Here is a 26014-nt window from a genome sequence, read left to right as displayed (position 1 = left end):
AACTAATTATTTATCAATTTCTGAATTCTCTTTTACCTAAGGGCTAAACATCGTGTACAATTATATTAAAAACTTGACTGTTAGTCCTTTAATGCTGTTTTTTGAGCTCTTAAGTTTTGCTAAGAACTTAATCTAAATCCAAAATGTATCATACTATGGTACATCCCATTAATTCAAAGCTTTTACCAAAAATGCTTTTTTGTCACAAACTTTAGTAAAGAAATTTCCACTATAATAATGTCAGAATTATAACCATTTGTTGCAGATTTTAAGTGTTTAGTTGTGTGTAAGGTTCTTCCACATTACTATTTTCGGCTTTTTAAACCACTTTGAGAAAATCATATAAATAAAAACACCATCTGTAATGAAAAAACTAAGCACACTATTATTACTTTTTACCGTCCAGATTCTCTTAGCGCAAAGCTTTGATGATCTTGTGATAAACGGCAGATTAGATTCTGGAAACGATGTTTCCTGGTCTCAATTTGGACCGGGGAATGCCGGTTTTGCAAACTTCCTACGGTACCATCCTACAAAACCTGACGTCTGTATGACCTCTCCCGATCTTTTTGATGTCTACCAGACAGAAAATAACGGTACCAGTTGGGCTACTGTTAAAGATGTAGACGGAGATGGAAGATTTCAACGCCTTTACGATATGTATTATTCAAGTAGGCCTGGATCTAACTTCGCTGTGGCTATTGAAAATTCCAGAATCTATACCAGTCAGGATATGGGAAGAAACTGGCAAACAGTTTTTAATTGCCCGTGGTATGATGGTGCAGGCCCTGATGATTCGCGTTCCTTTATCCGTAAAATATCTGCGCTTGGTTTAGATCCTGCAAACGATAATACCATATATGTAGGAGCTGGGAACTTTGCAAGGGGGCAACAAGTATTTTCATCTTTTCAAAATGTAACGGCGGCTGACCCTAGGGGTCCCGATTCTGAGATTACCGGAGTCATTTATAAAACCACAAATGGGGGTGCATCATGGACAACCTTATCAACGGGTTTAAATCCTAGAGCACAGTTCAACAGAATTATTATTCATCCTACAAATAGCAATATCGTATTCGCTTCCTCAAATTATGGACTGTTTAGATCTGATAATGGTGGAGCAAGTTGGACTAACATTGGAGAAGGCAAATTAGACAATAATACCATTTTGGACATGGATTTTTATTATAATGCTACTACCAATCAATTTATACTTTATGTTGCTGATCAAGTACGTTATTATGCTAACGGGCAATCTACCCGAAATGATGGCGGTATTTTTAGATCTTTTGACAATGGGGAAACATGGACAAATATTAATGGAAATTTAGGACTAGATATTAATAGATTAACTGGTGGTGTTCCTACCAGTTATTACCGTTATATAGCAGAATGGTTTGGTATTTCAGAGGCCGCAGCGCGTGCTACTTATCCAGTATTGCCAACAGATGCAAGACAATATTTTAATTCAATTAATGTTGATCCAAGTCAAGAAAACACAGTTTATGTAGGTCACTACAGACCTGAGTTAGCAGAATCATTTACGCCAGGTCGCTTATGGAAAACAGCAGATGGTGGTCAAAGTTGGATTAGTGTTGCCCGAGATTTTGGTCCGGGTTGGGCTGCTGATGCAGACTATTGGAATGAGCGAGGGAATCCAGTTAATGACAACATGGCGACAGGGCATCAGCCTAGTACGCAACAATTTGGTTCTAATTTTCCAGTACGATCGCTGCGTTACTGTGCTGTGAATTCTCGTGGTGATATCATGATCATCTATGCGCACAATACGATGTTGAGTACGGATGGGGGGATCACTTGGAACCAAGTAGATGAGGATAGAACCCCTTCAGGAAATATAATGGGCAGAGGTAATAGCAACTTGCCTGGAGATGCACTTTTCCTTGATAAACGTCTAGGCGAAGGTGTAGGATATTTTGCCTCTGGAGAACATCACCTATGGAAGACCACTAATGACGGTATAAATGGACGTCAAGCTGCTGCATATCTTAGTGGTTCTCAAGAAACAGTCAGTGCACTTGCTACCCACCCATGGGATGTCAACACCGTATACACACTTTCATTCCGTCAGCAGTTTTTGAATAGAATTTTTAGATCAATTAATGGTGGAGCAAATTTTGAAAATTTTGGGAAAGCTACTGAAGCTACCGTATGGATGAGAACTAATGCTTTACTGATTGATCCAGTTAATCCTGATAACATGTATTTTGGAGTAACCGATGTAGGTGGTTCTAATGGAGGTACAGGTAGTGATGGACCTGATCGAGACAGAGAAGGTGGATTCAATATTTCTACTGATGCAGGACGAAGTTTTACAACAAGTAACAACGGAATGCCAGAACGGGTATGGGTGCAAGATCTTGCCTTTGATCCTCGTGACGAAACAAAAGCTTCCATTTTTGCGGCTTGTCCGTGGAACCAAGAACGTAACATAAACGGCGGATTGTATTTTTCTAGTGACCGTGGAGAAAACTGGAGGGAGATTTTTGTAGCGCCACAACTTGAGGGGATCAACGCTATAGAATTTGATCATACAGGACGTTTATATGCAACTGCAGGACGAAGAGAATTTCCTGGTCCGGCAGATGGAGGGCTCTTTATTAGTGATGATTATGGCCAAACTTGGACACAAATTTTTAATGGCCCTTATGTAGATAATCTATCTATTTCTCCTTTTGATCATAATGTAATAGCGATAACGCAGAGTGTTTTGACCAGAAACCCAGGCGTATTCATTAGTTTAGATAGAGGGTTAACTTGGACTAAGAATAATATGGGTATTGGAAACCCTAACCTTATTACTGATATCGCTTTTGATTTCAATGATCCAACAACCTTATGGGTCTCCGCTTTTGGTGGAGGGTTTTATCGTGGTAGTTTCCCAGGTGGAGCAGATACTCGTAAAATAACGCTAACTCCAGGTATTGCAGCCATTCTTCGTGATGAAACATTGCAAATTACTCCCGCAGTAAGCCAAGATATTGATGTAAACAATTTATTATATAAGTCATCTAACCCTTCTGTAGCTACTGTAAATGAGCAAGGTTTGGTTACAGGTATTAAACGAGGCGCCGTTAAGATTTATGGGACGACTCCAGATGGTCGTTTCTCCGATTTTGTGCAACTTACAGTAGATGTAGCCAATGCGCCACTGGAAGGTATAACAATTGGTTCTGAACGTATAGAATTAGCTGAAGGCGAAACGGATACATTAGCGGTTACTCCAGTACCTCAATTTGCAGAGTTGTCTGGAAATGTTGTTTGGACTTCTAGTGAACCTACTGTTGCTACAATAGATGAAAATGGTGTAGTTACAGGTGTTGCAAGCGGAATCGCTATCATAACAGCTACTTCAGGAGACGTTTCAGGAAGTACCACTGTATTTGTTAGTGGTCAAAATAGAACAAGATTCCTTACGTGGGAAAATAGTAGTGCATTTATACCTGAGGGTAGCACAGTTCCTGATTTCAATCCAGGGCAAGAGGTAAGCCTTAGATTTACCTACGGAACTGAAATTGTAGACGGAGCTGTTGAAGATTTTAGATTCCTTACAGTACGTGTGCTTCAAGTAGATGAAATTGGTGAACAAGTTGGCATCAGTGATTTTAATCAATTAGTCAATACAGCTGCCCCTAATACAGATGACGTAACCTTATCCTATACCATACCCGCAACATTCCAAGATGGTACTCCCATACCGTTAACAAAAGATTTGCCCGCAGGTCATAGGCTGCAATTACGTCCTTTAATGTTAGTAAATGATGGAGTTGCAAATAGCTTTACAGTGGCCACGTCTGATATTGTGTTAAGTGGCGTAAATAGAACAAGGTTCCTGACATTTGAGAATCTAGCTGATTTTATACCTGCGGGAGCAACTGTACCGCAAGTTGAAGTAGGACAAGAATTATCTCTTACTGTTAATTACGGTACTGAGATTGTAGATGGGGTGGAAGAAGATTTCCGTTTTATAAGTGTAAGGGTGCTTCAGAGAGATGCTGCTGGTGCTCAGGTTAATATTAGTGATTTTAATCAATTGGTTCCAAACAGTGCACCGAATGAAGATAATGTAACTATTGCTTATCCGCTTCCTTCTCTATTTCAGGATGGTGCTACTATTCCGCTCTCTCGAGATTTGCCTGTAGGCAATAGCTTAGAGTTACAGATACTTATGGTCGCTAATGATGGCACTACTCAAAGCTTTACAGCCTATCAAGATGAACTTATTATTGCTCCGGTACAGAATCGTACCCGCTTCCTTGATTGGGTCAATGAGGCAGATTTTATTCCACGTGGACAAACAGAACCCGCTTTTGAATTGGGGCAAACGGTAGCTTTAAATGTAAGATATGCTACTGAAGTTGTTAATGAGGCTGAAGAAGATTTTAGATTTATTACGGTACGTGTGAGACAATTGGATGCGAATGGTGCTCAGGTAAATATCACCGATTTCAATCAATTGGTTGTAAACGACGCACCTAATGCTGATAATGTTACTATTGATTTTACCGTTCCAACTGCATTTATGGATGGTATGGCAATTCCGTTAACTAGAGATCTTCCTGCTGGGCACCGCTTAAACCTTCGGATCTTAATGTTAGCTAATGATGGTACAGGACCGAGCTTTACGGCCTATGATGACGAGATAACCCTCAATCCACCATCTCGTTTACGATTCCTTACTTTTTCAAATATTGCTGACTTTACACCAGAAGGTGGAACAGTAGCAGAGTTTGAATTAGGTCAGGTTGCTACGATTGGTATCGATTATGCCACAGATATTACGAATGAAATAGAAGAGGACTTTAGGTTTATTACAGTGCGTGTAAGACAGTTAGATGCAGCAGGGAATCAGGTAAATATTAGTGCATTTAATCAGGTAATAACAGATGATGCACCAAATGCGGATAGTACAACAGTGAACTATACCATTCCAACAACATTCCAAGATGGCACTCCAATACCGCTCACAAGTGAATTACCAGTTGGGAATCGTTTAAATTTAAGAATCCTTATGATCGCTGATGCACCAGACGGAGCAAGAAGTTTCACCGGATTCGAGGAAGAAATAGTGATTTTGCCTCCAGGCAGAATGCGTTTCGTTACTTGGACAAACGAAGCGGATTTTATTCCTGAAGGAGCTATTGAGCCAGAAGTACAGCTAGAACAAGAGCTATCAATTAATATTGATTATGCCACTCAAATAACAAGAGGTGTAGAGGAAGATTTTAGATTTATTACGGTGCGTGTTAGAGAATTAGATGCTGATGGTAATGAGGTGAATATAAGTGATTTTAATCAATTGGTATTCGATACAGCGCCTAATGCAGACAATGTCACGATCAACTTTACAATACCTACAAGTTTCCAAGATGGTACACCAATAGTACTCACTAGAGACTTGCCTCAAGGACATCGTTATAGCTTACGTCTTTTAATGGTAACTGATGATCCAGACGGACTAAGAAGCTTTACAGCAGCAGAGCGTACCATAATAATCAATCCAATACCAGTAAGCGCTATTTCTGTTGCTCCTGAAGCTGTAGTATTGCAAATACAAGATACACAAACCCTTACAGCAACTATAGCACCAGCAAATGCTACAGATCAAAGTGTAGTATGGTCAAGTACTGATGAAAACGTAGTTACGGTTGATAGTTTAGGTCTAATCACCGCTGTAGGTGGTGGAGAAGCTGCCATTACCGTAACAACTACCGATGGTGCATTTACAGCGACAACTCAAGTTCAGGTTCAGGCGCCATTTGTTCTGGTTACCTTACCAGGTATATTAGAAGCTGAAAACTATGATTTAGGAGGAAGTAATGTTGGTCATATAGACAACACGCCAGGAAATAGTGGCCTTACTTTTCGTGATGATGATGTAGATATCATCACAACTACCGATCTTAATGGCGGTTTTAATGTTACCGATACGCAAGCAGGGGAATCATTAACTTACTCTGTAGAGGCAGCCGAAGCAGGAGATTATTATGTGTCTTTTAGAGTGTCTTCTACCTCAGATACTGGCGCACTATCTTTAAGTATTAATGGTGTTGATATTACTGGAGTAGTTACGATAGCGAACACCAATGGTGCATGGCAAACACTCCCTATTTTAACTCCTGTACCCATTGCTTTAGGTGCTCAAGAGCTTCAAGTTACTATTGTAGGTGGTGGTTTTGATTTAAATTATTTTGAGTTTGTGGCAGTTCCTACAGCTTGTATGGGTGTAGATGCCTATACTAGTGGTACGGTTTACCAAAGTGGTGATCGGGTATTATTTAATGGATTACGTTACAGTGCCAGACATTATACAACAAGTAGCCCAGAAAGCAATGATTGGATTTTAGAAGGCTTTTGTGGAGCGGCACAACCAGATTGCTATGATGTTCCAGTATGGAACCCCAATACTACATATAACCAAACAGGTTTTACAGTAACTTTTGAGGGAGATTTGTATATCAGTAAGTCGTTTGCTAGTCCTGGATTAGTTCCTGGTACAGCAGCCGTTTGGGAATTTATTGGCCCTTGTAGCTCGGCATCCATAGCTGCAAATCCAACAATAGATTGTTCTAGTGCCTCTGGATGGGATAGTACGCTAGTGTATGCAACCGCAGGTACTATTGTTAACTATAATGGGCATTTGTACCAAAATCAATGGTATGCAAGTCCTGGACTAGAGCCTGGCATAGCACCAGTATGGCAGTTAGAAGGACCTTGTAATATTAGCACATCATTAAGCACCAAAATTACTGTTGAAGATGAACTGATTCCGATACAGGTATATCCTAACCCTTTCACGGATAAGCTTAATGTAACCATGGGTGATAATAATCAGTTTGATACGGTTGAAGTATATGATATTCAAGGACGACTTTTAGTGCGTAAGCCTATTTCTGATAATACGTATACCATACAACTTTCCCAAGATGTTAACTCACTTCCTCAAGGACTTTATATTGTTCGCGTACGAGGTGAGAAATCTATCAAAACCTTTAAAGTATTAAAGACCAAATAATACTTTAACATAAAGAGAAACTGTGCTGCATTAAATGTAATTTACGATGCACAGTTTCTCTTCTTATTTTTAAAAGAGTTTAATAAGCTCAACATTATGTTTTTTTAGTAGTTCTCTTCACCATATCCTTTAATATTTTATATCATTTATAATTAGAGCTTACAAATACTTTTGTATTATAGTTTTCTGTCTTATGCAACTTTTGCTTGAGTAGAAAAGTATTCCTGTGCTAGCATATTTATTAGCACTATAATTATTATAATTATAGAGCGTTTTATAGTTAACTTATATTAGATATTCTTTGTAATCTAAATCCGATCGGATTCCGATCAGAAAATACTAGAAGATTTAGACCTTTAAAAATGCTGATCATATCATAATTTTATTGAATGTAAAAATAGCTGTTTATCTATTGCCTGCTATGTATCATTTTTTATACTTAATTCACTTACCTAATTATGGATGAGTTATCGTTCTACATTCACATTTACCTTATTATATAGTTTAAATGAAAAGTTTTTGATGATTTGTATATGTATTTATATAATATATGCTATACTATGCTACTTTGTATACTTAATGTATACTTTTTGTATACCCCCTTTAATAGTATTTACTTTTTTTATTAGCCTAGATTTGCTGCTAGTTGATCAACTTAAACAATATATTAACACTAAAATTATTTATTTATGAAAACATTAAATTTATTTATGACATTATTTCTGATAGGTGTTCTGATTTCTTGTGAAAAAGAGGATAACCTGATAGAAAATCAAGAAGTAACAGAATCTGAAGTTACAGAATCTGATGAAACAGAATTTGAAATAGTAGAATCTCTTGTAGAAGAAGAAAACGCAGATTTAAACCTAGACAGCAATACTAGTAAGATTAACACAAATAACCGAAGAATAGTTGGGCAAATTTTTCAAGGTAATGGGTATACAGGAAGAATTTACACCATACAACAACCAGTAAACGTTCGTAGAGATAAAGCATATCGATCATACCATACACTTGATTTCTCTACGGGGGGTATCGGTAGTATTGTATTGACTCCTGGTTGTGATTTGCATTGGGCTTATAAACCCGCAGGAAAAGTTAACGGAAATACTAGTAATTCAAGAATAAGAATCCCTGGAGCTAAATTTAGCGTGATTTGTTATCCGTGGCGACGTGGGCGTACAGGGGTTGATATGACTTATGCTGGACAATTCTCATTTAAATGGCGCTCTGGTAAAAGAGGAGCACTGCCTATTTTTAGAAACACAAATTTAGGAGACATTAAAAGCCGTGGAGCTCACAGTTTTAAATTCCAACCAGCAACAAGATCTAAAAGTAGAGGTGGTACAATTTTTCGTGATCGAGGCAGTGTAAGGTTTAGTACTGGATCTAATGCCAGAACGACCTATTTTGGAAGTAACAGCCCTCAAACGATTTATGTTGGTTACTAGATAGAAATAACACACTTAGGTAGTAAAATAAATTATATTTTTAGCGGTAAGTAGCATTAGTTACTTACCGCTTTCTTTATTGGTCTCAAAATGGGTTTAAAACCCTGCACTTGAGTGCAGCTACTTTAGTTTTATAAAAATCTATATTTTAGATCAATGGAATCAAAATATAGAAAAGGCTCACATACAGTAAGTAGATTAACATGTCATATGGTTTGGATTACCAAATATCGCTACCAAGTTCTAAAAGGGGATATAAAGTCAAGATGTAGAGATTTAATAATTCAAATATGTGAATCAGAAAATGTAATTATCCTAAAAGGTGTAGTTAGCGTTGATCATATTCATATGCACATTGAATACCCTCCAAAAGTTAGTTTGAGTTCATTAGTAAAAAGATTAAAGGGTATTACCTCTAGGAAATTACAAGAAGAATATCCAATGCTAAAAGAGCGTTATTGGGGGAATCATTTTTGGGCAGTAGGTTATGGGGTTTGGAGCACAGGTAATATAACAGAGGAAATGGTAAATCAGTATTTAGAGCATCATCGTAGAGAAGATAATGATAATTCTAATTTTATATTAGAATAGGCTTAGGAACTTCAGTCCCTAGTGTACCAAACCTCTGCACTTGAGTGCAGAGTGGTTTAGTTAAACCCAATTTTTTCTATCGCCTTGCGGCTAATGCTAATGGCTTCAAGAGGTAACATTCCATCAAAAGTCATATCCTGCTCTACCATATAATATTCCATTCCTGACAGTTCTTTATAGCTTAAAATTTCAGCAAAGTTGATGGAACCAGTCCCAACAGGAGCAAAACGTCCTTGTGCATCCATATCTTTTACATGCCACATTTTAAAACGATTCGGGTATTTTTTAAAGTACGCAATAGGATCTGCTCCCGCTTTGGTTACCCAGTATATATCCATTTGAAAGTTTACGTATTTAGCATTGCAATTTTGCAATAGATAATCGATAGGAACAATCCCTTCTTCATTTTTCTTAAATTCAAAATCGTGATTATGATATAATAATTGTAATCCGGCTTTATGAGCTTTTTTTCCCAATTCGTCTAAAATTTCTGCCAATCGCTTAACCGTACCAGTCATTCCTAATGTTTGAGTTTCTGCATCGTAAGTAAACATCCCCATAGGAGGGATGGGAACAACAAAATAGATGAAACCAGCAGCCTTAGCATCTCTAAACATCTGATCTGCATTTTCTAAAGTAACTGCAGATTGGTGGGTACTAATTCCGTTTAGGTTTAATCCTTCTAAAAAAGCTTTAAATTCAGTTGGGGTCATATTGTAGTACTTCCCGTTTTCATAACCCGCTGCTTCTATGTTTTTGTAGCCAGTTTTAGCTACTTTTTGCAATGTAGCTTTGGCATCTTTTCCCATATCATCACGCACCGTGTATAATGCTAAACCACCTAGTTGTTGTGCAAAACTAGCGCTAGTAATGAAACAAAAAGTAATTATTAAGGTTGTTTTTAAGGATGTAATAAGGTTTTTCATGGATTCAAATAATTTAAAAAGTTATTGTACTAGAGCTGTGAAGGTACTCACTTTCTAAAAAAGAGGAAAGCGATACGTAATTTTGCATATTATTTAAATATACAGCTATTGATATTTTTATTATTAGTGTTTTAAACTAAACTAAGCATTATGAAAAGAATTTATTGTCATCTATTTTTCTCTACATCATTACAATAAAACTCACATTTTCAGTGTTGTAAAGAGATTTTACATAACGGCTGATTACAATTCTTTTTTATGAATTATAATGTGCTGTGTGCCGCCTGTCTCGAACTTGATTCGGGATAACTTTTCTTGTGTAAAGCAACGCATTTGGCACTTAACTTTCTTTAAATTTTTCTTTTAAAAACTTTCTTTTGAAAAGGCAATGGAACACTTATTAATTGGCCGACAATAGGAGGGAAGGCAATATGTATGTAATAGTTTTACTATAAATTTCAATTGGTTACATAATATGTAATTGAATTCTTGTTAATTTTTTATATATTTAATACCCTCCAATGATTTATTTCCCCCAACAAAATACCCAATTATAGGTATTGATTTTTTTTATAAAAAATCGAAACTTGACTTGTAATTAAAAAAATAAGAGAACTTATGAAAACTAAATTTATTGATTTTCACTGTCATTCTATTCTTAAGCCTTACTCCAAAAGTTTTGCACACCAAAATGAGTCAGGCCAGAATACTTTAAAAAATGAAAAAAGAAGTATTTGGTTCAAAACTAAATTAAATATTATTAAAAAGGTATTTAACGCGTTAGCAACTATAACAAAATTTACACAAGCAGATTTTAAATCTGCATACAAAGGGGGCGCAAAGGTGTTGATGGTATCAATAGACCCTATGGAGCGTGAACTTATTCTTTCTAGGAATCGAAAAAAGAAAAGGAAAGGAGGTAAGTTACTTTTGGATTTGATTCAAGGAATAGGTAAACCTCGAATGAATCAGCTTTATAAACTTACAAACTATTATGAAGATCTTGAAAAAAGTTATGATTATCTAAAAATGCTTCAACAGATCGCTAAAAAAATTAATGGTAAAGATGTTACTTATAAATTGGTGGGAAGCTTTGAGGAACTCAATTTTTCATCCGATGAAGTAATCAACATCATTCCTACTATGGAAGGTGGGCATGTTTTTAGATCTGACCTTAGTAAGTCCTTAACTGCCAGTGACATCGAAAATCAGTTTTTAACAAATATTAATACACTAAAATCGGAATGGGAAGTAACTCCATTTTTTGTTTCATTAGCACATCATTTTAAAAATGGATTATGTGGACAAGCTAAAAGTTTAACTGGTGCTGCTAATTTAGCTTATAAACAATTTTTGAATCCAAAGGAAGGTATTTCCGATTTAGGTTTTAAGGTGATTGATGCATTATTAAGTCAATCTAATGGGAAACGTATACTTATAGATGTTAAGCACATGAATCTCAAATCTAGAAAAGCTTTTTACACCTATTTAGAATCTGATAAGTACAAACATGCAAAAATTCCAATAATAGCCAGTCATGGCGCTACCAATAACCGTTCAATACCTAGAAAAGAAGATGTGGAAATTAACTTTTACAAGGAAGAAATACTGACAATTGCTAAATCAGGAGGAATTTTTGGAGTTCAATTGGATGCCCGTAGGCTTCGTAAAACAAAATATGGATCTAAAAGGAGAGGACTTAATGCCAGTATTGAACGTAGAGGTCTATATAAGAGAGCATTTTTTGTATGGAGACAAATTGAAATGACGGCGTTATGGATTTATACAGAACAAAAAACGGATATTAACTTTGAAGGAATTGATCCATGGGGTTTTCAAGTTATAGGGTCAGATTTTGATGGTGTTGTGGACCCCTTAGATGGATATTGGACTCACGCAGAAATACCATTGTTACAGGAGTATTTAATTTTACAAGCAAAAACATTTCTGAAAACAACGCAAGCAAAAAAACTGCCTGACCATTCCAATCTTGATGCCGACACATTAGTTAAAAAATTTATGTTTCAAAATGCAAAAAAATTCTTGAAAGAAAATTTTTCAGCTGTAAAACGAGGTGCTTGATGAATCGTAATTTCATTTTGGGCAATCTCATATACGATTTTATCTGTGGTGCTTCTGCTCAAACCAATCATACCAGCAATATGCGCTATTTTAAAACTTATTAAAATAATTAAACTAACTGTAATGAAACACATTAGAAATCTTTGGAGTTACATTTCAAACTACGAAAAACCTTCACGAAAACATATAATCGCTTTGATTATTACCAGTTTAACCTTATTGCTTTTGTCAAATACTGGGCATGTTCCGGGTATTATTGATACCATGCAATTTCGGGTGAAATTGAGTGAGCGCTTCATTACCGGTGATTTATTTCATGATAACACTGTATTAATGATTTCGTATAAGGCCTATTTTATTCTAGACTGTATTTGGCCCATCTTTTTGTTTTTAGCCATTTGGAAGTTTGTACGTAATCATATCGGTAGAGATGTCAAAGTATGGGTGCAGGTTATTTATTGGATATTTTCTATTTTGGTTGTGGCATCCTATATTTCTGATGTTATCGAAAACTACAATTATTTTTTCCATTATAGTTATGTTTCTGAAATCTATTACACAAAAATGACATTATATGGGCTTAGTATATTATGTTTTGTAGGAGTTTTGATTGTGAAATATATCCAAGAATTTATACCAATTTTTCTTAGGTTTTTGCAATCCGCAGGCATTAGTCTTTTTATTTTATTGGTCATCGGTCTTGCGCTTCCCAAAGCACCACAGGTAAATTCTATAATCGTGAACTTATATGGCAATCCAGTTAACTTTATACTGTTGTTAATGGCAGCTCCTATGTATGCTATAGTTTTGGCACATTACCCAACTTATTTCTGCATTGATGAAACTCATCGAAAATGGTACCGTTCTACATTGGCATTCGGTCTTTTTGGCACCATTTTTTTCAAGTACAAAAAGAAGTACTCACAAAGTACAGATGGTAATATTGAAAGTAGTTTAAACTTTTTCTTTCGAGTATTGGGTATTATGTTCTATGGAGCACTTTTTTACATCGTTGGCTACACCTCTGAAATTAACTTTGATTGGCCTGTTTCCATTGCCACACTGACCATTTGTATATTGACCTTGGGTATATGGTTGCTGTATAGGTTGCGAATGACTAAAAACAAATGGCTTATAGAAAATTACACTTTCCTTAGTGCCAATCTACCCAATTTTTATGATGGTGATTTTTCCCCACCGGAAGAGGATAAAGAAAAAATAAAAATAGCTTTAAAAGCTGTAGAAAGTGATTCAACTATTTCGCGACCCGAAACCTATTATAATATTGTCAAACCTGTTCGTGAATACCTGTTCTTTTTGGTATTGACAATTGTTTTTAATGTTCTATTTGTCATTTGGATCTGTGTTTGCAGCGATTGTAGTTATACCAATTGGACAGCAATATTTAGCCTGCTTTGTTTCATTCTACAAATGATCACTTTCATTTATTTTAGATCTTTCCGATCCATTTTTAGGTTTGTTTTTTTTAATGATAGGATAGATACTGTACTCAATGCTTTTTATTTACTTCGAGTATTTGATGTCACAGATCGAGAGAAAAAAAAGGTCAATGCAAAAGCTATTGCCAAAAAAAGAAAGCAAATTCTTGAATTCTTTAAACTCAATAGTTTTACCAAAAATAATAAGCTGTTCAGTGCTTTTTCTTCCATAGGGTTTGGAGCACATAGTAATAACATCTCCTTTTTACAAATCGCAGGATTCTTCGGAATAGCCAATGCCGTATTTTTTTTACTTCTAAATATTTTCAGTATGTGGTCATTAGCAATCAATCCGATGATCATAATTCTTTCCGCCATGTTCCTGTACTATGGAATCATTGTGGTAATTACCAAAAATTTTATTTATTATAAAAACTCATTTGAGGTATTTGCCAGTAAAAATAGGAAACGGTATTACATGACTTTGGCTTTTAGCTTTTTAGTCTTGTTTGTTTTCAACCGTTTAGGAAGGATTAAAAGCAATGAATTGTTCAATCTAAACTTGATGAAGAAGGAGGTACAAACAGATACGGTTTATTTAAATGATTATGTAGATAAGCTTCAAAAGAGCCATACTACTCGGTATTACATTGGGGCATATGGTGGTGGTATGAAATCAAATGCTTGGACTATGACTGTACTACATGAGCTACTACAAAATGATGCTGACTTTTTCAAAAAAACTGTTGGTATTTCAGGAGCATCGGGCGGCACAATAGGATTAATTAACATGGCTGCAATAATGAGTGCTAACCCAAAAGAGGAATGGTCTGAAAAAATACGAGATATATCCACAGAAAATATTCTTTCACTAGATCTCACTCATATTTTGGGTAGAGATACGTTTAATCATATGTTTATACCAGGTTTTTTCAGAGATTTAAAAGGAAAAGACCGCTCCAGTAAGGCCATGCTGCGTTATGCGCAATTGGCTAACAAGGACTATAAGTGCAAACAGTTACTTAGCTATAGAAACCAATGGAATCAAATGTATTTCAAGTTTCAAGAAAAATTTCCTATCCTTATCTCCAATACCACCAATGTGTTGGGTAATCAAGGAATGGCGGTTAGTGTTAACCTAAAAGAGCAAACCAAGGAATATGTGCTTTTGTATCGTGGCGCTGATAATATTTTGGATATTGAAATGCAGGATTATGATGAGGGAACGCCCAAGGAGCAGTATACACTCGGTTACTATGATGCAGCATCTACCTCAAACCGTTTCCCAGTAATAAGTCCCGCAGCCAAAATTGAGACCTTAGGTCATTACAATGATGGGGGCATATATGAAAATTCAGGGTTATTGTCCGTTTACAAACTTTACCAAGCAGTAACACATTTAGAGAATAAACAAGAACATCTTAAAAACGACAGCATAACCAATGTTTTCATCAATATTGTCAACGATAAAAATCTATATATCAAACATTACATTGAAAAGCAGTGTGAGTTGTTAGTTGAAACCAACAAGGTAAACACGAACACCGAAATTAATGCCATTTTAAATGCAGTTGCTTCAACAGAAATGATGCCCCGTTTTATCAAAGAAGAATTAAAACGATTGGAAAAAGAACATAAGCCTTTCTTCCAATTTAAAACAGTGTACCTACCACATCGATTTACTGTTGCAGAGGTCAAAGCTGTTTTAGGATTGGAGTTAAATAATGGTAGCGGTTTGGAGAATACCCATAAATTATTATATGATTGTATGGTAAAAAATGATAGCACAATAAGAAGTTTGATTGATAAGCGCTGTGGGACTGAGGAGGCTACTATTATTGAACCTCCAATGAGCAGAGTTTTGGCCGATGATGCTTACCAGTTTATGCGCGATATGCTAAAACATGAGTTGACCAAAGAAAGTATGCAGCAAATTAGAAACCCAGAGATTCTGCATGACAAAAAATAATGAAACATAAAAAAATTAATTAAAATTCTACATTTAACAAGTGTATAGAAATTTTTAAGCAAGGATTAGAGCAAGGGAAAATTTTATGCTTTTGTGGCAAGCTCACGAGAATCGTCTAAAATTTTTCATGACATAATTTTATCGAATACCCGATTTTTAATAAGCGCAAAAAGCTTAGCTTTTATTTTGGCGTTGACTGTGCTGCGTGCCGCTTGTTCCGAACTTGATTCAGGATAACTTGAGCTTTGGATAAAAGCTTTTACCATCTAATAATATTCTTTATTTTTTTCTAAAAGCTAATACTTATGATACAAACCGACGATAGGAGGGGAGTGTAATGTGTGTGGAATGGTATTTACACTAAAAACTCTTCTTCAAAACTAGATATGAAATCATGTATATACTTTTTATTACGCTGTTGCTTTTTTACAACCAAGTAATGTTTTCGTTTTAAACCATTTTTTCCAATACGCTTAAATATCAATTCTTTTGACAATTTAAAAGGACTTAATTGCCATTTTGGAGCGCACATAATACCCATGTTAGCATTTATCATTGATAAGGTGATTTCAGTAAACGGAATTGCAGAAATTTTAATTGGGTTTATTTTACTAGGCTTTAGAAACTGTTCATATACGGCAACTCCTTCCAATGGGAAAGAATTAATCAACAAATGCACATTTTCAAAATAACTTGCATCTAGATAGTCCAATTTATTTAATTGATGTTCTTGATGCATTATAGCAAAAACTTCATCTTCAAAAACTAGTATACTTGAAAGGTCTTTAGATTCGGGTCTTGATGTCACAATTGCTATGTCTATATCGCCAGATAATACTTGTGATATGCTTTGATGTGTTGCCCCAAGCGTTACATCGATGTCCATTTCAGGGTAGAGAACACCCATTTTTTGAATAAACGATGGAATAGAATGAAAAAAAGATTGACATTCAGCACTTAATTTTATTGAGCCTTTTGAACCATCTTTGATATGTTTGATAGCACTAAAACCTTCATCAATAGAGGTGAATAGCTTATTAGCCAATTTATAAAGTTCTGAACCTTCTTGGGTCAGTTCCCATTTATTTCTTGTTCTATGAAAAACCTTAAAACCTAATCGCCCTTCTAATTCACGTAATTGATGACTTAAAGCTGACTGCGTTAAAAAAAGGCGTTCAGTAGCGTTAGCAATACTGCCTTCCTCTGTAATGGTTTTTATCAATCTGAAATATTTTAATTCCATATGTCAAAGATACAAGACTCTATAAATCTATATGGTTGAAAAAATATCAATTACGACTTCAAAGTAATTCAATCTACTTTCCGCTAAAGTGTTTATGATATCAATAATTTTGACCAAAAGACACGTATGAAAACAATAGGATTGATCGGTGGCATGAGTTGGGAATCCTCAAAACTGTACTATGAGTTTTTAAATACTAATGTAAAAGATTTGTTAGGAGGTTCACATTCGGCAAAATGTGTTATGGTATCCGTAGATTTTTCAGAAATTGAAAAGTTAACTTTTCAAGGTGATTGGAACGCCATCGGAGAGCTTATAAAACAAGCGGCTCAACATCTAGAAAGGGCAGGGGCAGACATTATCCTACTTTGTACGAACACCATACATTTAGTAAGTAATTATATCTCTGAAAACGTACATATTCCTTTTTTGCATATTGCAAAAACTACAGGTGAGGCTATATGCGACTTAGGTTTGAAAAAAGTAGGTTTGTTAGGTACAAAGTTTACTATGGAAAAAGATTTTTATACCAAAACCTTGATCAATGATTTCGGACTTGAAGTTGTGATTCCTGAAACAAATGATAGGCAAGTAGTTCATGATATTATTTATAAAGAATTAGTAAAAGGACAATTCACAAAAGCTTCAAAACAAAAAATTCTTGAGATTATCAATAAATTGCAAGTTCAGGGCGCGGAAGGTGTTATTCTTGGCTGTACAGAATTGCCTATTCTAATTTCAGAATTAGATACGTCTATTCCCATATTTGATACTGGAAAAATTCATGCTTATAAAGCTAGTAAATGGAGTGTAAAAAATTAATTATGAACTTTAATACTTATTAAAAAAGCATGAAAATAAATAGGTTTTTGTCCACCACAGTGTTATTCTTTTTTCTAATGACCAGCATCACTTTTTCGCAAAATAGCCCTTTAAAAGATCATGTCCTTTTTTACAGTTCTTTTGACGGGAAAGTAGCTGCAGATATTGCCGTTGGCGATGCAAATATTTATACAGCTGAAAATTATAAAGAAGCAGCTAAGGCTACAATAGGTTTAAACGACTCTAATGTTGTTTTAGCCAAGGGAAAAGGGCTTAGTGGAGATGCAATTCACTTTAAAGAGGCGAAAACTTCGGCTGTTTTTTATAAGGCTTATAAAAATGTAGGCTACAATAATACATCATGGAGCGGCACTATATCTTTTTGGTTACGATTAGACCCCAACAAAGAACTAGCACCCCATTATTGCGATCCTATTTGCATTACAGATTCTAAATGGAGTGATGCTGGTTTGTGGGTAGATTTCACAGATCATAATCCAAGACAGTTTAGATACGGAGCCATGGGTGATTTGGCGGTGTGGGACCCTAATAATGATAGCGATGAGACAGAATGGAACAACCGCACGGTAACGGTTAACCCGTCTCCATTTCAGACTAAAACATGGACACATGTTGCCATGGTTTTTTCCAAGGTAAATACAAAAACAAAATCTGAATTTAAATTATATATAAACGGTAAGCTTCAAGGTAAAATAAAAGATATTAATGATCCTTTTACTTGGGATGCCGAAAAAGGAAAAATCATGTTAGGTCTTGGTTATATTGGCTTTATGGATGAGCTTGTCTTTTTTGATAAGCCACTAGAACTTAATGAGGTGAACGCTGTTTTCCAACTTAAAGATGGTATAAAAACTTTATTTAAATAAGAGCATAGATAATATACTTAAAACCACTAAATTTAGATATTGTAAAACAAAGTATCAAAATAACAAAACAAGATTTAGTAGAATTAAAAGATAACTTGTTTATTGCTTTGGTTTTAATCATAGAGCAACAACCAGGAGTTATTTATTTAATTCCATCAACTCAATTACAAAATTCCAATAACATTTTTTTGTGAATAACGAAGTAAGTTTAATGCCCCGTTTATCTAATTGGGAGATTAAAATATATAGCAAATCTATTAAAGAATTTGAAGAGTATGCTTTAAATAATATGATTTATAACTTATGAATTGGTTTAAGAACTTAGAAATACACAAGAGATATTCAATTATAATTATATGTATTTGCTTAATAGGAATTTCTCTTAGTATTTTAGTAAGACCGTATAGAGGAACTTGGATCTATCAATATGGGAATCTACTAGGTATAGTATTATTTTATGGAGGAGTATTATGGTGTTTATTTAATACAGTCTTTTTAATTTCAAAATATAGAAAAGCTGTTAAGCAAAATATCATATGGTTTATAGTAAGTGCTTTGCCATTTCTTTATATTTCTACCTTGATTGCGATAGCATTTTTAAATGATTATGAATTAGAACGTAATTTCTAATTCTATAATATTATATAAAATAGAATAATGAATCTAAAATTGGCCTCAGAAAACTTTGGTATAAACACGAGATATAATGATTGCTCCAGTGGAGGAATTATTACAGCTGCGAGATGATGTGGCTGGAAAATGATAGCACTATTGATTAAGCAAAACGTTATAAATCGCCAACACGCCAGCTCGCTCACAAAATCAAAAGTCTACTAGACTTTCAATTTTATGCGGTCTAAAATATAGCGTCCCGATAGCTATCGGGAGAGCCGTACATTGTTTTTTCAACGTGCCGACTTGCTGCTTCACTAAAAAGCTCTACTAGACCTTTTCTTAATGTTTGCCCGTATGCAGTTTTGAATTTTTGTTTCTTTTGTTTCAAGACAAAAGATAATGAAACACGAAAAAAAAGATTAATTGAAATTCTACATATAACAAGTGCATAGAATTTTATTTTTCTTAAAATTTATACTCTTGCGGAAACCTAATGAGAATCCCGTAGAAAAAAATCTTGTAGGATTATTATTAAATACGAGAATTATGAAGCTATCTAAAAGTTAGCTTTTTTATGCGGCTGGAAAGCGTTGGCAAATTGTGTTTAAAAAAATTACTGCGTAGCATAATTATTTTTAAAAAGCAATAGAGCATTTGCGAGCGGCAATTTTACATAACGGCTAATTATAGCTACAAATGTCTAACTAAATGTTTCTGAATAACATAAAAGCCTAAAGCCAAATGTTTAATGACCCCCAGACAAATGTTTCTTTAAAAGACCGAATATTGTGGGATATTTTACATAATATGGAATTATAGCTTACAATAACCAGCCGCATTAGCTCGCCGCTAAAATTAATCATCCACTGGATAATTAATTTTACCACGTGTACTATAATTTATATTATGTAAAATAGAAAAATATAATCTTATGTTAACCAAAGTATATTATTGCGTGGCAGTATTTAAATAACCTGAGTATTGAATTCTATTTCTGTGTGAGCTAGCAATAGTAAAGAACCCTTTTTTATTATAATACACCATTCCGTTTACAATAAAATTTTCAGTCTTTCTATTTATGGTAAATTTTATTTGATATCCTTTTTTCTTAGGATTCTCTAGAATCTTAAAATCCTTAGCAATTCCTTCAAATTTAATACCTGTACCTGTATTATAGCCTCCACCAATTCGCCGTTCCCCATAGTATGCTAAATCTGCATAAACAGAATCTCCTTTTACTTTTAAAATATTTGTACCAGGACTAAGATTAATCCTCCCTAAATTATCTCCTGGAGCTAATAAACCACTATTTAATACCTGACTTAATGCATTCGTAAGAAAGGGTTGGGCTTCTGTAGCAATAATTTCAAATTCTTTTGTATCTAGTATATCACTGACTATAGCATTATTTTCAATTGTTTTGCTAGTAGCAGAACATCCTAATATTAGAAATAAGATAGCTCCTATTGCTCCTAAAACTAATTTTTTCATAACATCAATTTAATTTTACTTTTAAAATACTGAATAGTTGCGACCTAAGCCTACTATTTGCCTAAAATTTAGCGTAACATTAACTTCAAGTAAGCTTTGTTATAGCGTACTTTTGCTAAATGCTAAAAAAGAAATTTCTACAAATAGAATTTATACTTCTTATGGCTTCTTTAATGTCATCTGTAGCTATAGCAATTGATGCTTTACTACCTGCATTAGACATCATAGGTTTATCTATAGGCACTGTAGATCCATCAAATAATCAGTTAATCATTATTATGATTTTTCTTGGTTTAGGGATTGGTCCTTTATTTTTTGGTCCTATCTCGGATAGTATTGGCAGAAAACCAGTAGTATATATGGGCTTTTTCGGTTTTATTATCTCAAGTTTTATATGTGTGTATGCTAAAAACATTGAAACAATGATTTTTGGTAGAATCCTTCAAGGGATTGCTCTTTCCGCTCCTAGAACTATTAGTATTGCTATGATAAGAGACTCGTATAGTGGCGATTATATGGCAAGAATTATGTCCTTTGTTACGGTTGTTTTTCTTTTAGTACCCGTTATAGCCCCAGCAATAGGAAAAGCCATTTTAGACAGTTACAATTGGCAAGCTATTTTTTACATTCAAATTATATTTACAATTCTTGTTGGTATTTGGTTTTGGAAAAGACAGCCAGAAACGCTCAAGAAAGAAAATAAAATGAAACTTCAATTTTCTATTTTTACAAATGGTTTTAAAGAAATACTTAAATACCCTAAAACGATTGGATATACGCTTATTTCGGGTTTTATAGTGGGCTCTTTTTTAGTGTATTTAAGTACGGCACAACAAATTTTTCAAGAGCAATATGGGCTTAAAAATGAATTCCCTTATATTTTTGCTGCTTTAGCAATTGCAATCGGTATGGCTACTTTTTTAAATGGAACTTTTGTACTTAAATTTGGAATGGAAAAATTAATTAGAACTTCTTTATTTGGGTATTTTGGCACTTCCCTACTCTACATTATTTTATTTTATGGAAATGTAAACCCTTCAGTAATTGTGTTATTGTTATTTTTTGGAGTACAGTTCTTTATGGTAGGTTTTTTATTTGGTAACTTAAGGGCTATGGCTATGGAGCCTATAGGGCATATTGCAGGAATTGGAGCAGCCATAACCGGCTTTGTGTCTACCATAATGTCTGTTCCTATTAGTACATTTATTGGTAAATATGTGGAAAATACTGCTTTGCCACTATTTATTGGATTCTTAATCTGCGCTATTTTTTCTTTACTGATATTTGGATACCTTAAAATGACTCAAAAAACAAAGAAAACAATCAAGAGTTTTTAACGGTTGCCATATATTCTTTGTATTGTAAGTATACACTATTAAACTCCTCTACTTGGGTTTTTGCTATTTCTAAAGGATTAGTAATAATGTGTTTTCGGATTGCATTTACAGTTTCATGATTCTTATTTCTAAGTTGTTCCATTTTAAGCTTTAAAAACATGCGCTTTTCGTATAAACTGGCAGTTTTAGGCTCGCAAGTGTAGGAGGCTAATTTGGCATTAAAACGAGTTAAATTTCTATTATTTCGCTCTAATTTTACAATAAACCGGTCTTCAGTATTAGGAATTGCATGGAGATTATTAGTGTTTTTCATAATAATTAGATTTTATATTTTCTTCAAAAGTAAGAAAAATACTATAATCTATGTCGCGATAAAAAAAATACCTTGCAATTTGCATAAAGTTTTTAAACAAAAAATGGTATCTTTAGAATGACCTAATAAAACAAAATTTCTTACCCTAAAAACTAAAGCATGAATATAAATTTTGAATACGATGATGTTAAAGCAAGTCAAAGGCTTGAAGTTTTTGCTGGAAAAAAACTAGAAAAACTTTCTGATAAATTTGACTATATTATCCGAGCAGACGTATTTTTTAAAATAGAAAACACTTCAACTCCAGATACAGGAATGATATGTAGCATTCGCTTAAGTATTCCAGGCCCGCGTTTGTTTGCTGAGTCCAGTAACGGAAATTTTGAAGCATCTATTTCAAAGTCAGTTGATGAATTAGCACGTCAGCTTAAAAAAAGAAGAGATAAATTAAGTAGAATTAAATAATTTAATTTAAACCGCTAAAAAAGACTTAAATAATAGTACTATTATTTAAGTCTTTTTTTTGTAATGATACATTTCTGTAATTGTCTCCCATAATAACGACTAAAATTAAAACATCAATTATGAAAAAAGCTATCTTAATTCTTTTACTTTGTTTTGGTCATAGCCAATTATTTTCACAGGAGAAAAGTAAAATTACAGCTGCAGAAATAAGTTTTGTCTTTAATCATAAAAATACAAAAGGAACTGTAGCTGGTTTCAGTTCTTCTTCTACTATAGATTTTGATCATCTAGATACCAGTACTTTTAAAGGAACCGTTAAAGTAGAAACTTTAAAAACGGGTAATTTTGTTAGAGACTGGTCAATTAAGGGAAGTAAATACTTTAATGAGGATAAATACCCTACAATGTCTTTTGAAAGTACTAGTGTTTCTATGAACAATTCAGATATTGTTGTAGAAGGGAAACTCACCATAAAAGATGTTACTAAAACAGTTCGTATCAATTTTAAAAAAGAATCAAATCAATTAGTAGGTACTGCAGTTATTTATAGTTCGGACTATGGGATCCATATTTATAAAAACGATAAAGCAAAAAATAAAGTTACTGTAAAAATTATACTTCAGTTAGCATCTTAAACACTACTAAATTTTAATTTAACCCGTTGTGCACTTAGAACAAAATTCTGTCAATTCGAGTAATTTTCAGGAATAAAATGAGTAAAAATTGTATCGAGAATAAGAGTTTTAGTTCCAAAATAGTTTTCGATACACTTTTTCGTACCTTAAAAGCACTCGAACCCATATTTTAGGGCTATTAAAAATCCTAAGCACAACGAGTTAATTTACTCGATAATAGGAGATTTAAATGCTCTACAAATACTTCTTAGGCTTACCCCAATTTTGTTTATTAGCCTACAATGCTTTAGTGCCAAAAATCATTTTGTAAATTTTTCCAACGCCCCAATTTCCTATGGGGAAATACAAAGCAAAAAATAATGCCATACCCAAAGCAAAATTACGTTCGTTAAAAAACTGATCCATTAAATTATTTGGATATGCATAAGAACTTTCTAAGGCATAGCCACCAAATTCTAGCAAGCACATTGCAATAAGCCCATACGCATATTGCGCATGAAAAGGAAGGTTTCTCAATAAAAGTGATATGGGTACCATATACACAATATAGCAGGTTATTACTTGCCACCAATAGGTAAATCTGGCAATTTCTACTTGAGTCCCAAACCAGTCCATTAACATGCCCCATGAAAAATAAACCAAGCAGTATAGTAAAATTAAACGTTTGTCTACATTTAATTTTTGTTTTACATAACTAAAAAACTCATTCATTTTTTAAGCTAATTTCTTTTCTATAATATTAAGGGCATCTTGCACCGTTTTCATATCTTCCATATCACTATTTTCTAGCATAATATCAAAGGCATCTTCCACATCTAAGACAATATCCACCAAATTAGCAGAATTAATATTTAACTCTGTAGTAAGATTGCTTTCTGGTGTAATTGCATCTACAGAGACATCTTCTGGAAGGTATATTGCAACAATGGCTTTTAATTTTTCGTAACGTTCTTGATCCATTTAAAATTCTGGTATAAAAATTTACAATTTATGATTTGTTGTATGCACCAAAAATAGCACATGCATTTACATCTCCAAAGCCAAAACTTGCTTTTGCCAAAATTTTAGGAGAATGGGGGATGGTTTCTTGCGGAACTTTGCTTGAACTTATGGTTTGAGCAATCTCTTCATGGAGCTCTTCACAATTTTTATTTCCAAAGAATTGCTGTTCTTTAAATTGTAGTATACTGGCGACACACTCAATACTTCCCGCTGCCGCCAAGCAATGTCCAATAGTACTTTTAAAAGAGTTAATTAATGGAAAATCCATTCCAGAACGGTTCAGGGCTTTGCTCCAATTCTGTATTTCTAAACTATCTTTAGCAGTAGCAGTTAAATGCCCGTTTATACAATCGATATCCTTACTAGCAATATTTGCATCAATAACAGCCTGTTGTATACAACGTTGTACAGCAATGCTATTAGGAGCTGTCATGGTTCCTTCTCCTCGTTGTCCGCCACTATTAATAGCGCCACCTAAAACTTCCGCATAAATTTTTGCACCACGTGCTAAAGCACTCTCTAAAGATTCTAAGACTAAAGCACCTGCTCCACTCCCAGGAATAAAGCCAGCTGCAGTAGCACTCATTGGTCTACTAGCTTGAGTAGGGTTGTCATTGTATTTTCTGGGTAGAATACGCATAGCATCAAAACCTGCCCATATATAGGGGCCACTATCACTACAACTTCCAGTTAATATCCTTGTTGCTTTTCCAGCTTTAATCCGTTCATAGGCCATTAAAAGCCCTTCTGTACCTGTAGTACAAGCAGAAGAATTGGTAGTAACTTGATTCCCACAACCTAACATACCACCTAAATAGGCACTAATTCCACTAGCCATAATTTGCATTACTGTAGTACTGCCTAAACGCCTTGTTTTTTTAGCGTCTATTAAATGGATCGCTTCTCTAAATTTATCAGCTCCTAAAATACCTGTTCCAAAAATAATTCCACTTTCCCAATCGGGCTCTTCATTATTTTCCACAGCTAGTCCTGCGTCTTTCCAAGCATCTGTTCCTGCAATAACACCATATAAAATACCACTAGCTTTTAAACCTCTTAATTGTAAAGGGGTAAAATAGTTATTTATGATTTCTTCTGATAGTTGTGGCGCTCCTGCAATTTGACAGCCAAATTCTAAATCGGCCAATTCTTGTTGAAAACGAATACCACTAATGCCATTTTGCAGAGCGTGTGTAAACTCCTCTAGCCCTACTCCGTTTGGAGCACAAATTCCCAGCCCAGTAATTACTACTCGCTTATTCATCCTTATCTGCTTTTAACATTCCTGCAATTATTCCTTTGCAGGCAATTTCTCCTTTTGCATTTAAAAGTTTTACTTCACATTTTAATTTATGAAATCTAAAATAGATTTTTTTAGAAATTACCGTTACCGTTTCATCTGGAAATACAGGTAAATAGAATTCCATTTCTGAACTGCTTAAAGCAATTTGTATATTTTTATCTATTAAAGTATTACTTTTAGTTAAAATATGTAATCCCATGCATACCAGTCCTATTTGTGCGCAACATTCGGTTAAAATTACACCTGGTGTAATAGGGTTGTTTTTAAAATGACCTTTATAAAAATCAGAGTTTTTGGAAAAAGTGTATACCCCTTTTACGGTAGTATCATCTACATGCAATAACTCGTCTACAAACAAAAAAGGTTTGGTGTATGGTAGCTTGGAAATGATACTTTGATATTTCATT

19 protein-coding genes are annotated in these 26014 nt (G+C 34.4%); 11 read left to right on the top strand and 8 right to left on the bottom strand.

The annotated features are described in order from the left end of the window. Positions 1 to 364 precede the first annotated feature (364 nt). From ACZ451_RS15470 to tnpA, 3 genes are all read left to right on the top strand, one after another. On the top strand, positions 365 to 7036 hold the full coding sequence (locus ACZ451_RS15470; RefSeq protein ID WP_464214006.1) for an Ig-like domain-containing protein: 6672 nt from the start codon (positions 365 to 367) through the stop codon (positions 7034 to 7036). Positions 7037 to 7725: 689 nt separating this feature from the next. Next, a complete protein-coding gene (locus ACZ451_RS15465; protein WP_464214004.1) occupies positions 7726 to 8487 on the top strand; it encodes a hypothetical protein in 762 nt (253 codons plus the stop codon). A 156-nt stretch (positions 8488 to 8643) separates the two neighbouring features. Next, positions 8644 to 9078, top strand: a complete 435-nt coding sequence (gene tnpA, locus ACZ451_RS15460) for an IS200/IS605 family transposase (protein WP_464214002.1) — start codon at positions 8644 to 8646, stop codon at positions 9076 to 9078. Positions 9079 to 9134: 56 nt separating this feature from the next. Here tnpA and ACZ451_RS15455 read toward each other — a convergent pair whose 3' ends face one another. Further along, complete coding sequence (locus tag ACZ451_RS15455; RefSeq protein WP_464214000.1) at positions 9135 to 10004, bottom strand: sugar phosphate isomerase/epimerase family protein; 870 nt, start codon at positions 10002 to 10004, stop codon at positions 9135 to 9137. 618 nt (positions 10005 to 10622) lie between these two features. Between ACZ451_RS15455 and ACZ451_RS15450 the strand changes: the two genes are divergently transcribed. Continuing rightward, complete coding sequence (locus ACZ451_RS15450; RefSeq protein ID WP_464213998.1) at positions 10623 to 12086, top strand: hypothetical protein; 1464 nt, start codon at positions 10623 to 10625, stop codon at positions 12084 to 12086. A gap of 123 nt (positions 12087 to 12209) precedes the next feature. After that, positions 12210 to 15494: a hypothetical protein gene (locus ACZ451_RS15445; RefSeq protein ID WP_464213996.1), complete on the top strand. Its 3285-nt coding sequence runs from the start codon at positions 12210 to 12212 to the stop codon at positions 15492 to 15494. 355 nt (positions 15495 to 15849) lie between these two features. Here ACZ451_RS15445 and ACZ451_RS15440 read toward each other — a convergent pair whose 3' ends face one another. Continuing rightward, positions 15850 to 16716, bottom strand: coding sequence for a LysR family transcriptional regulator (locus ACZ451_RS15440; RefSeq protein ID WP_464213994.1), 867 nt, complete (start codon positions 16714 to 16716; stop codon positions 15850 to 15852). A gap of 147 nt (positions 16717 to 16863) precedes the next feature. On the opposite strand from ACZ451_RS15440, the gene ACZ451_RS15435 reads away from it, so the two are divergent. From ACZ451_RS15435 to ACZ451_RS15425, 3 genes are all read left to right on the top strand, one after another. Beyond that, entirely contained in the window at positions 16864 to 17559 is a 696-nt protein-coding gene (locus ACZ451_RS15435; protein WP_464213992.1) for an aspartate/glutamate racemase family protein, read from the top strand. Between the two features lie 77 nt (positions 17560 to 17636). Continuing rightward, complete coding sequence (locus ACZ451_RS15430) at positions 17637 to 18446, top strand: LamG-like jellyroll fold domain-containing protein (RefSeq protein WP_464213990.1); 810 nt, start codon at positions 17637 to 17639, stop codon at positions 18444 to 18446. 303 nt (positions 18447 to 18749) lie between these two features. Next, positions 18750 to 19076, top strand: coding sequence for a hypothetical protein (locus ACZ451_RS15425; RefSeq protein WP_464213988.1), 327 nt, complete (start codon positions 18750 to 18752; stop codon positions 19074 to 19076). A gap of 933 nt (positions 19077 to 20009) precedes the next feature. On the opposite strand, the gene ACZ451_RS15420 is transcribed toward ACZ451_RS15425, so the two are convergent. Next, positions 20010 to 20552, bottom strand: a complete 543-nt coding sequence (locus ACZ451_RS15420; RefSeq protein WP_464213986.1) for a DUF4251 domain-containing protein — start codon at positions 20550 to 20552, stop codon at positions 20010 to 20012. A gap of 119 nt (positions 20553 to 20671) precedes the next feature. Here ACZ451_RS15420 and ACZ451_RS15415 point away from each other — a divergent pair, with 119 nt between their 5' ends. Next, on the top strand, positions 20672 to 21889 hold the full coding sequence (locus ACZ451_RS15415) for a multidrug effflux MFS transporter (RefSeq protein ID WP_464213984.1): 1218 nt from the start codon (positions 20672 to 20674) through the stop codon (positions 21887 to 21889). On the opposite strand, the gene ACZ451_RS15410 is transcribed toward ACZ451_RS15415, so the two are convergent. Continuing rightward, complete coding sequence (locus tag ACZ451_RS15410; RefSeq protein WP_464213982.1) at positions 21876 to 22202, bottom strand: hypothetical protein; 327 nt, start codon at positions 22200 to 22202, stop codon at positions 21876 to 21878. The genes ACZ451_RS15415 and ACZ451_RS15410 overlap by 14 nt on opposite strands. A gap of 159 nt (positions 22203 to 22361) precedes the next feature. Here ACZ451_RS15410 and hpf point away from each other — a divergent pair, with 159 nt between their 5' ends. After that, entirely contained in the window at positions 22362 to 22667 is a 306-nt protein-coding gene (gene hpf / locus ACZ451_RS15405) for a ribosome hibernation-promoting factor, HPF/YfiA family (RefSeq protein ID WP_464213980.1), read from the top strand. 119 nt (positions 22668 to 22786) lie between these two features. After that, positions 22787 to 23302 (top strand): YceI family protein, encoded by a 516-nt coding sequence (locus tag ACZ451_RS15400; protein WP_464213978.1) that lies wholly within the window; start codon positions 22787 to 22789, stop codon positions 23300 to 23302. A gap of 276 nt (positions 23303 to 23578) precedes the next feature. Here ACZ451_RS15400 and ACZ451_RS15395 read toward each other — a convergent pair whose 3' ends face one another. Genes ACZ451_RS15395 through ACZ451_RS15380 form a run of 4 tightly spaced genes read right to left on the bottom strand, consistent with a single transcriptional unit; the run spans position 23579 to position 26013 of the window. Next, on the bottom strand, positions 23579 to 24013 hold the full coding sequence (locus tag ACZ451_RS15395) for a hypothetical protein (protein WP_464213976.1): 435 nt from the start codon (positions 24011 to 24013) through the stop codon (positions 23579 to 23581). 3 nt (positions 24014 to 24016) lie between these two features. Next, positions 24017 to 24262 carry a phosphopantetheine-binding protein gene (locus tag ACZ451_RS15390; protein ID WP_464213974.1) on the bottom strand — a complete coding sequence of 82 codons (246 nt, stop codon included), beginning with the start codon at positions 24260 to 24262 and terminating at the stop codon, positions 24017 to 24019. 28 nt (positions 24263 to 24290) lie between these two features. Next, positions 24291 to 25568 (bottom strand): beta-ketoacyl-[acyl-carrier-protein] synthase family protein, encoded by a 1278-nt coding sequence (locus ACZ451_RS15385; protein ID WP_464213972.1) that lies wholly within the window; start codon positions 25566 to 25568, stop codon positions 24291 to 24293. Next, positions 25561 to 26013 carry a 3-hydroxyacyl-ACP dehydratase FabZ family protein gene (locus ACZ451_RS15380; RefSeq protein WP_464213970.1) on the bottom strand — a complete coding sequence of 151 codons (453 nt, stop codon included), beginning with the start codon at positions 26011 to 26013 and terminating at the stop codon, positions 25561 to 25563. Before ACZ451_RS15380 ends, ACZ451_RS15385 begins: the two co-directional genes overlap by 8 nt. Position 26014 lies beyond the last annotated feature (1 nt).

The sequence above is a fragment of the Allocellulophaga tsushimaensis genome (genome assembly GCF_055383085.1).
Note: the sequence above shows the minus strand (reverse complement) of the source record. Positions and strands in the feature narration are given on the sequence as shown.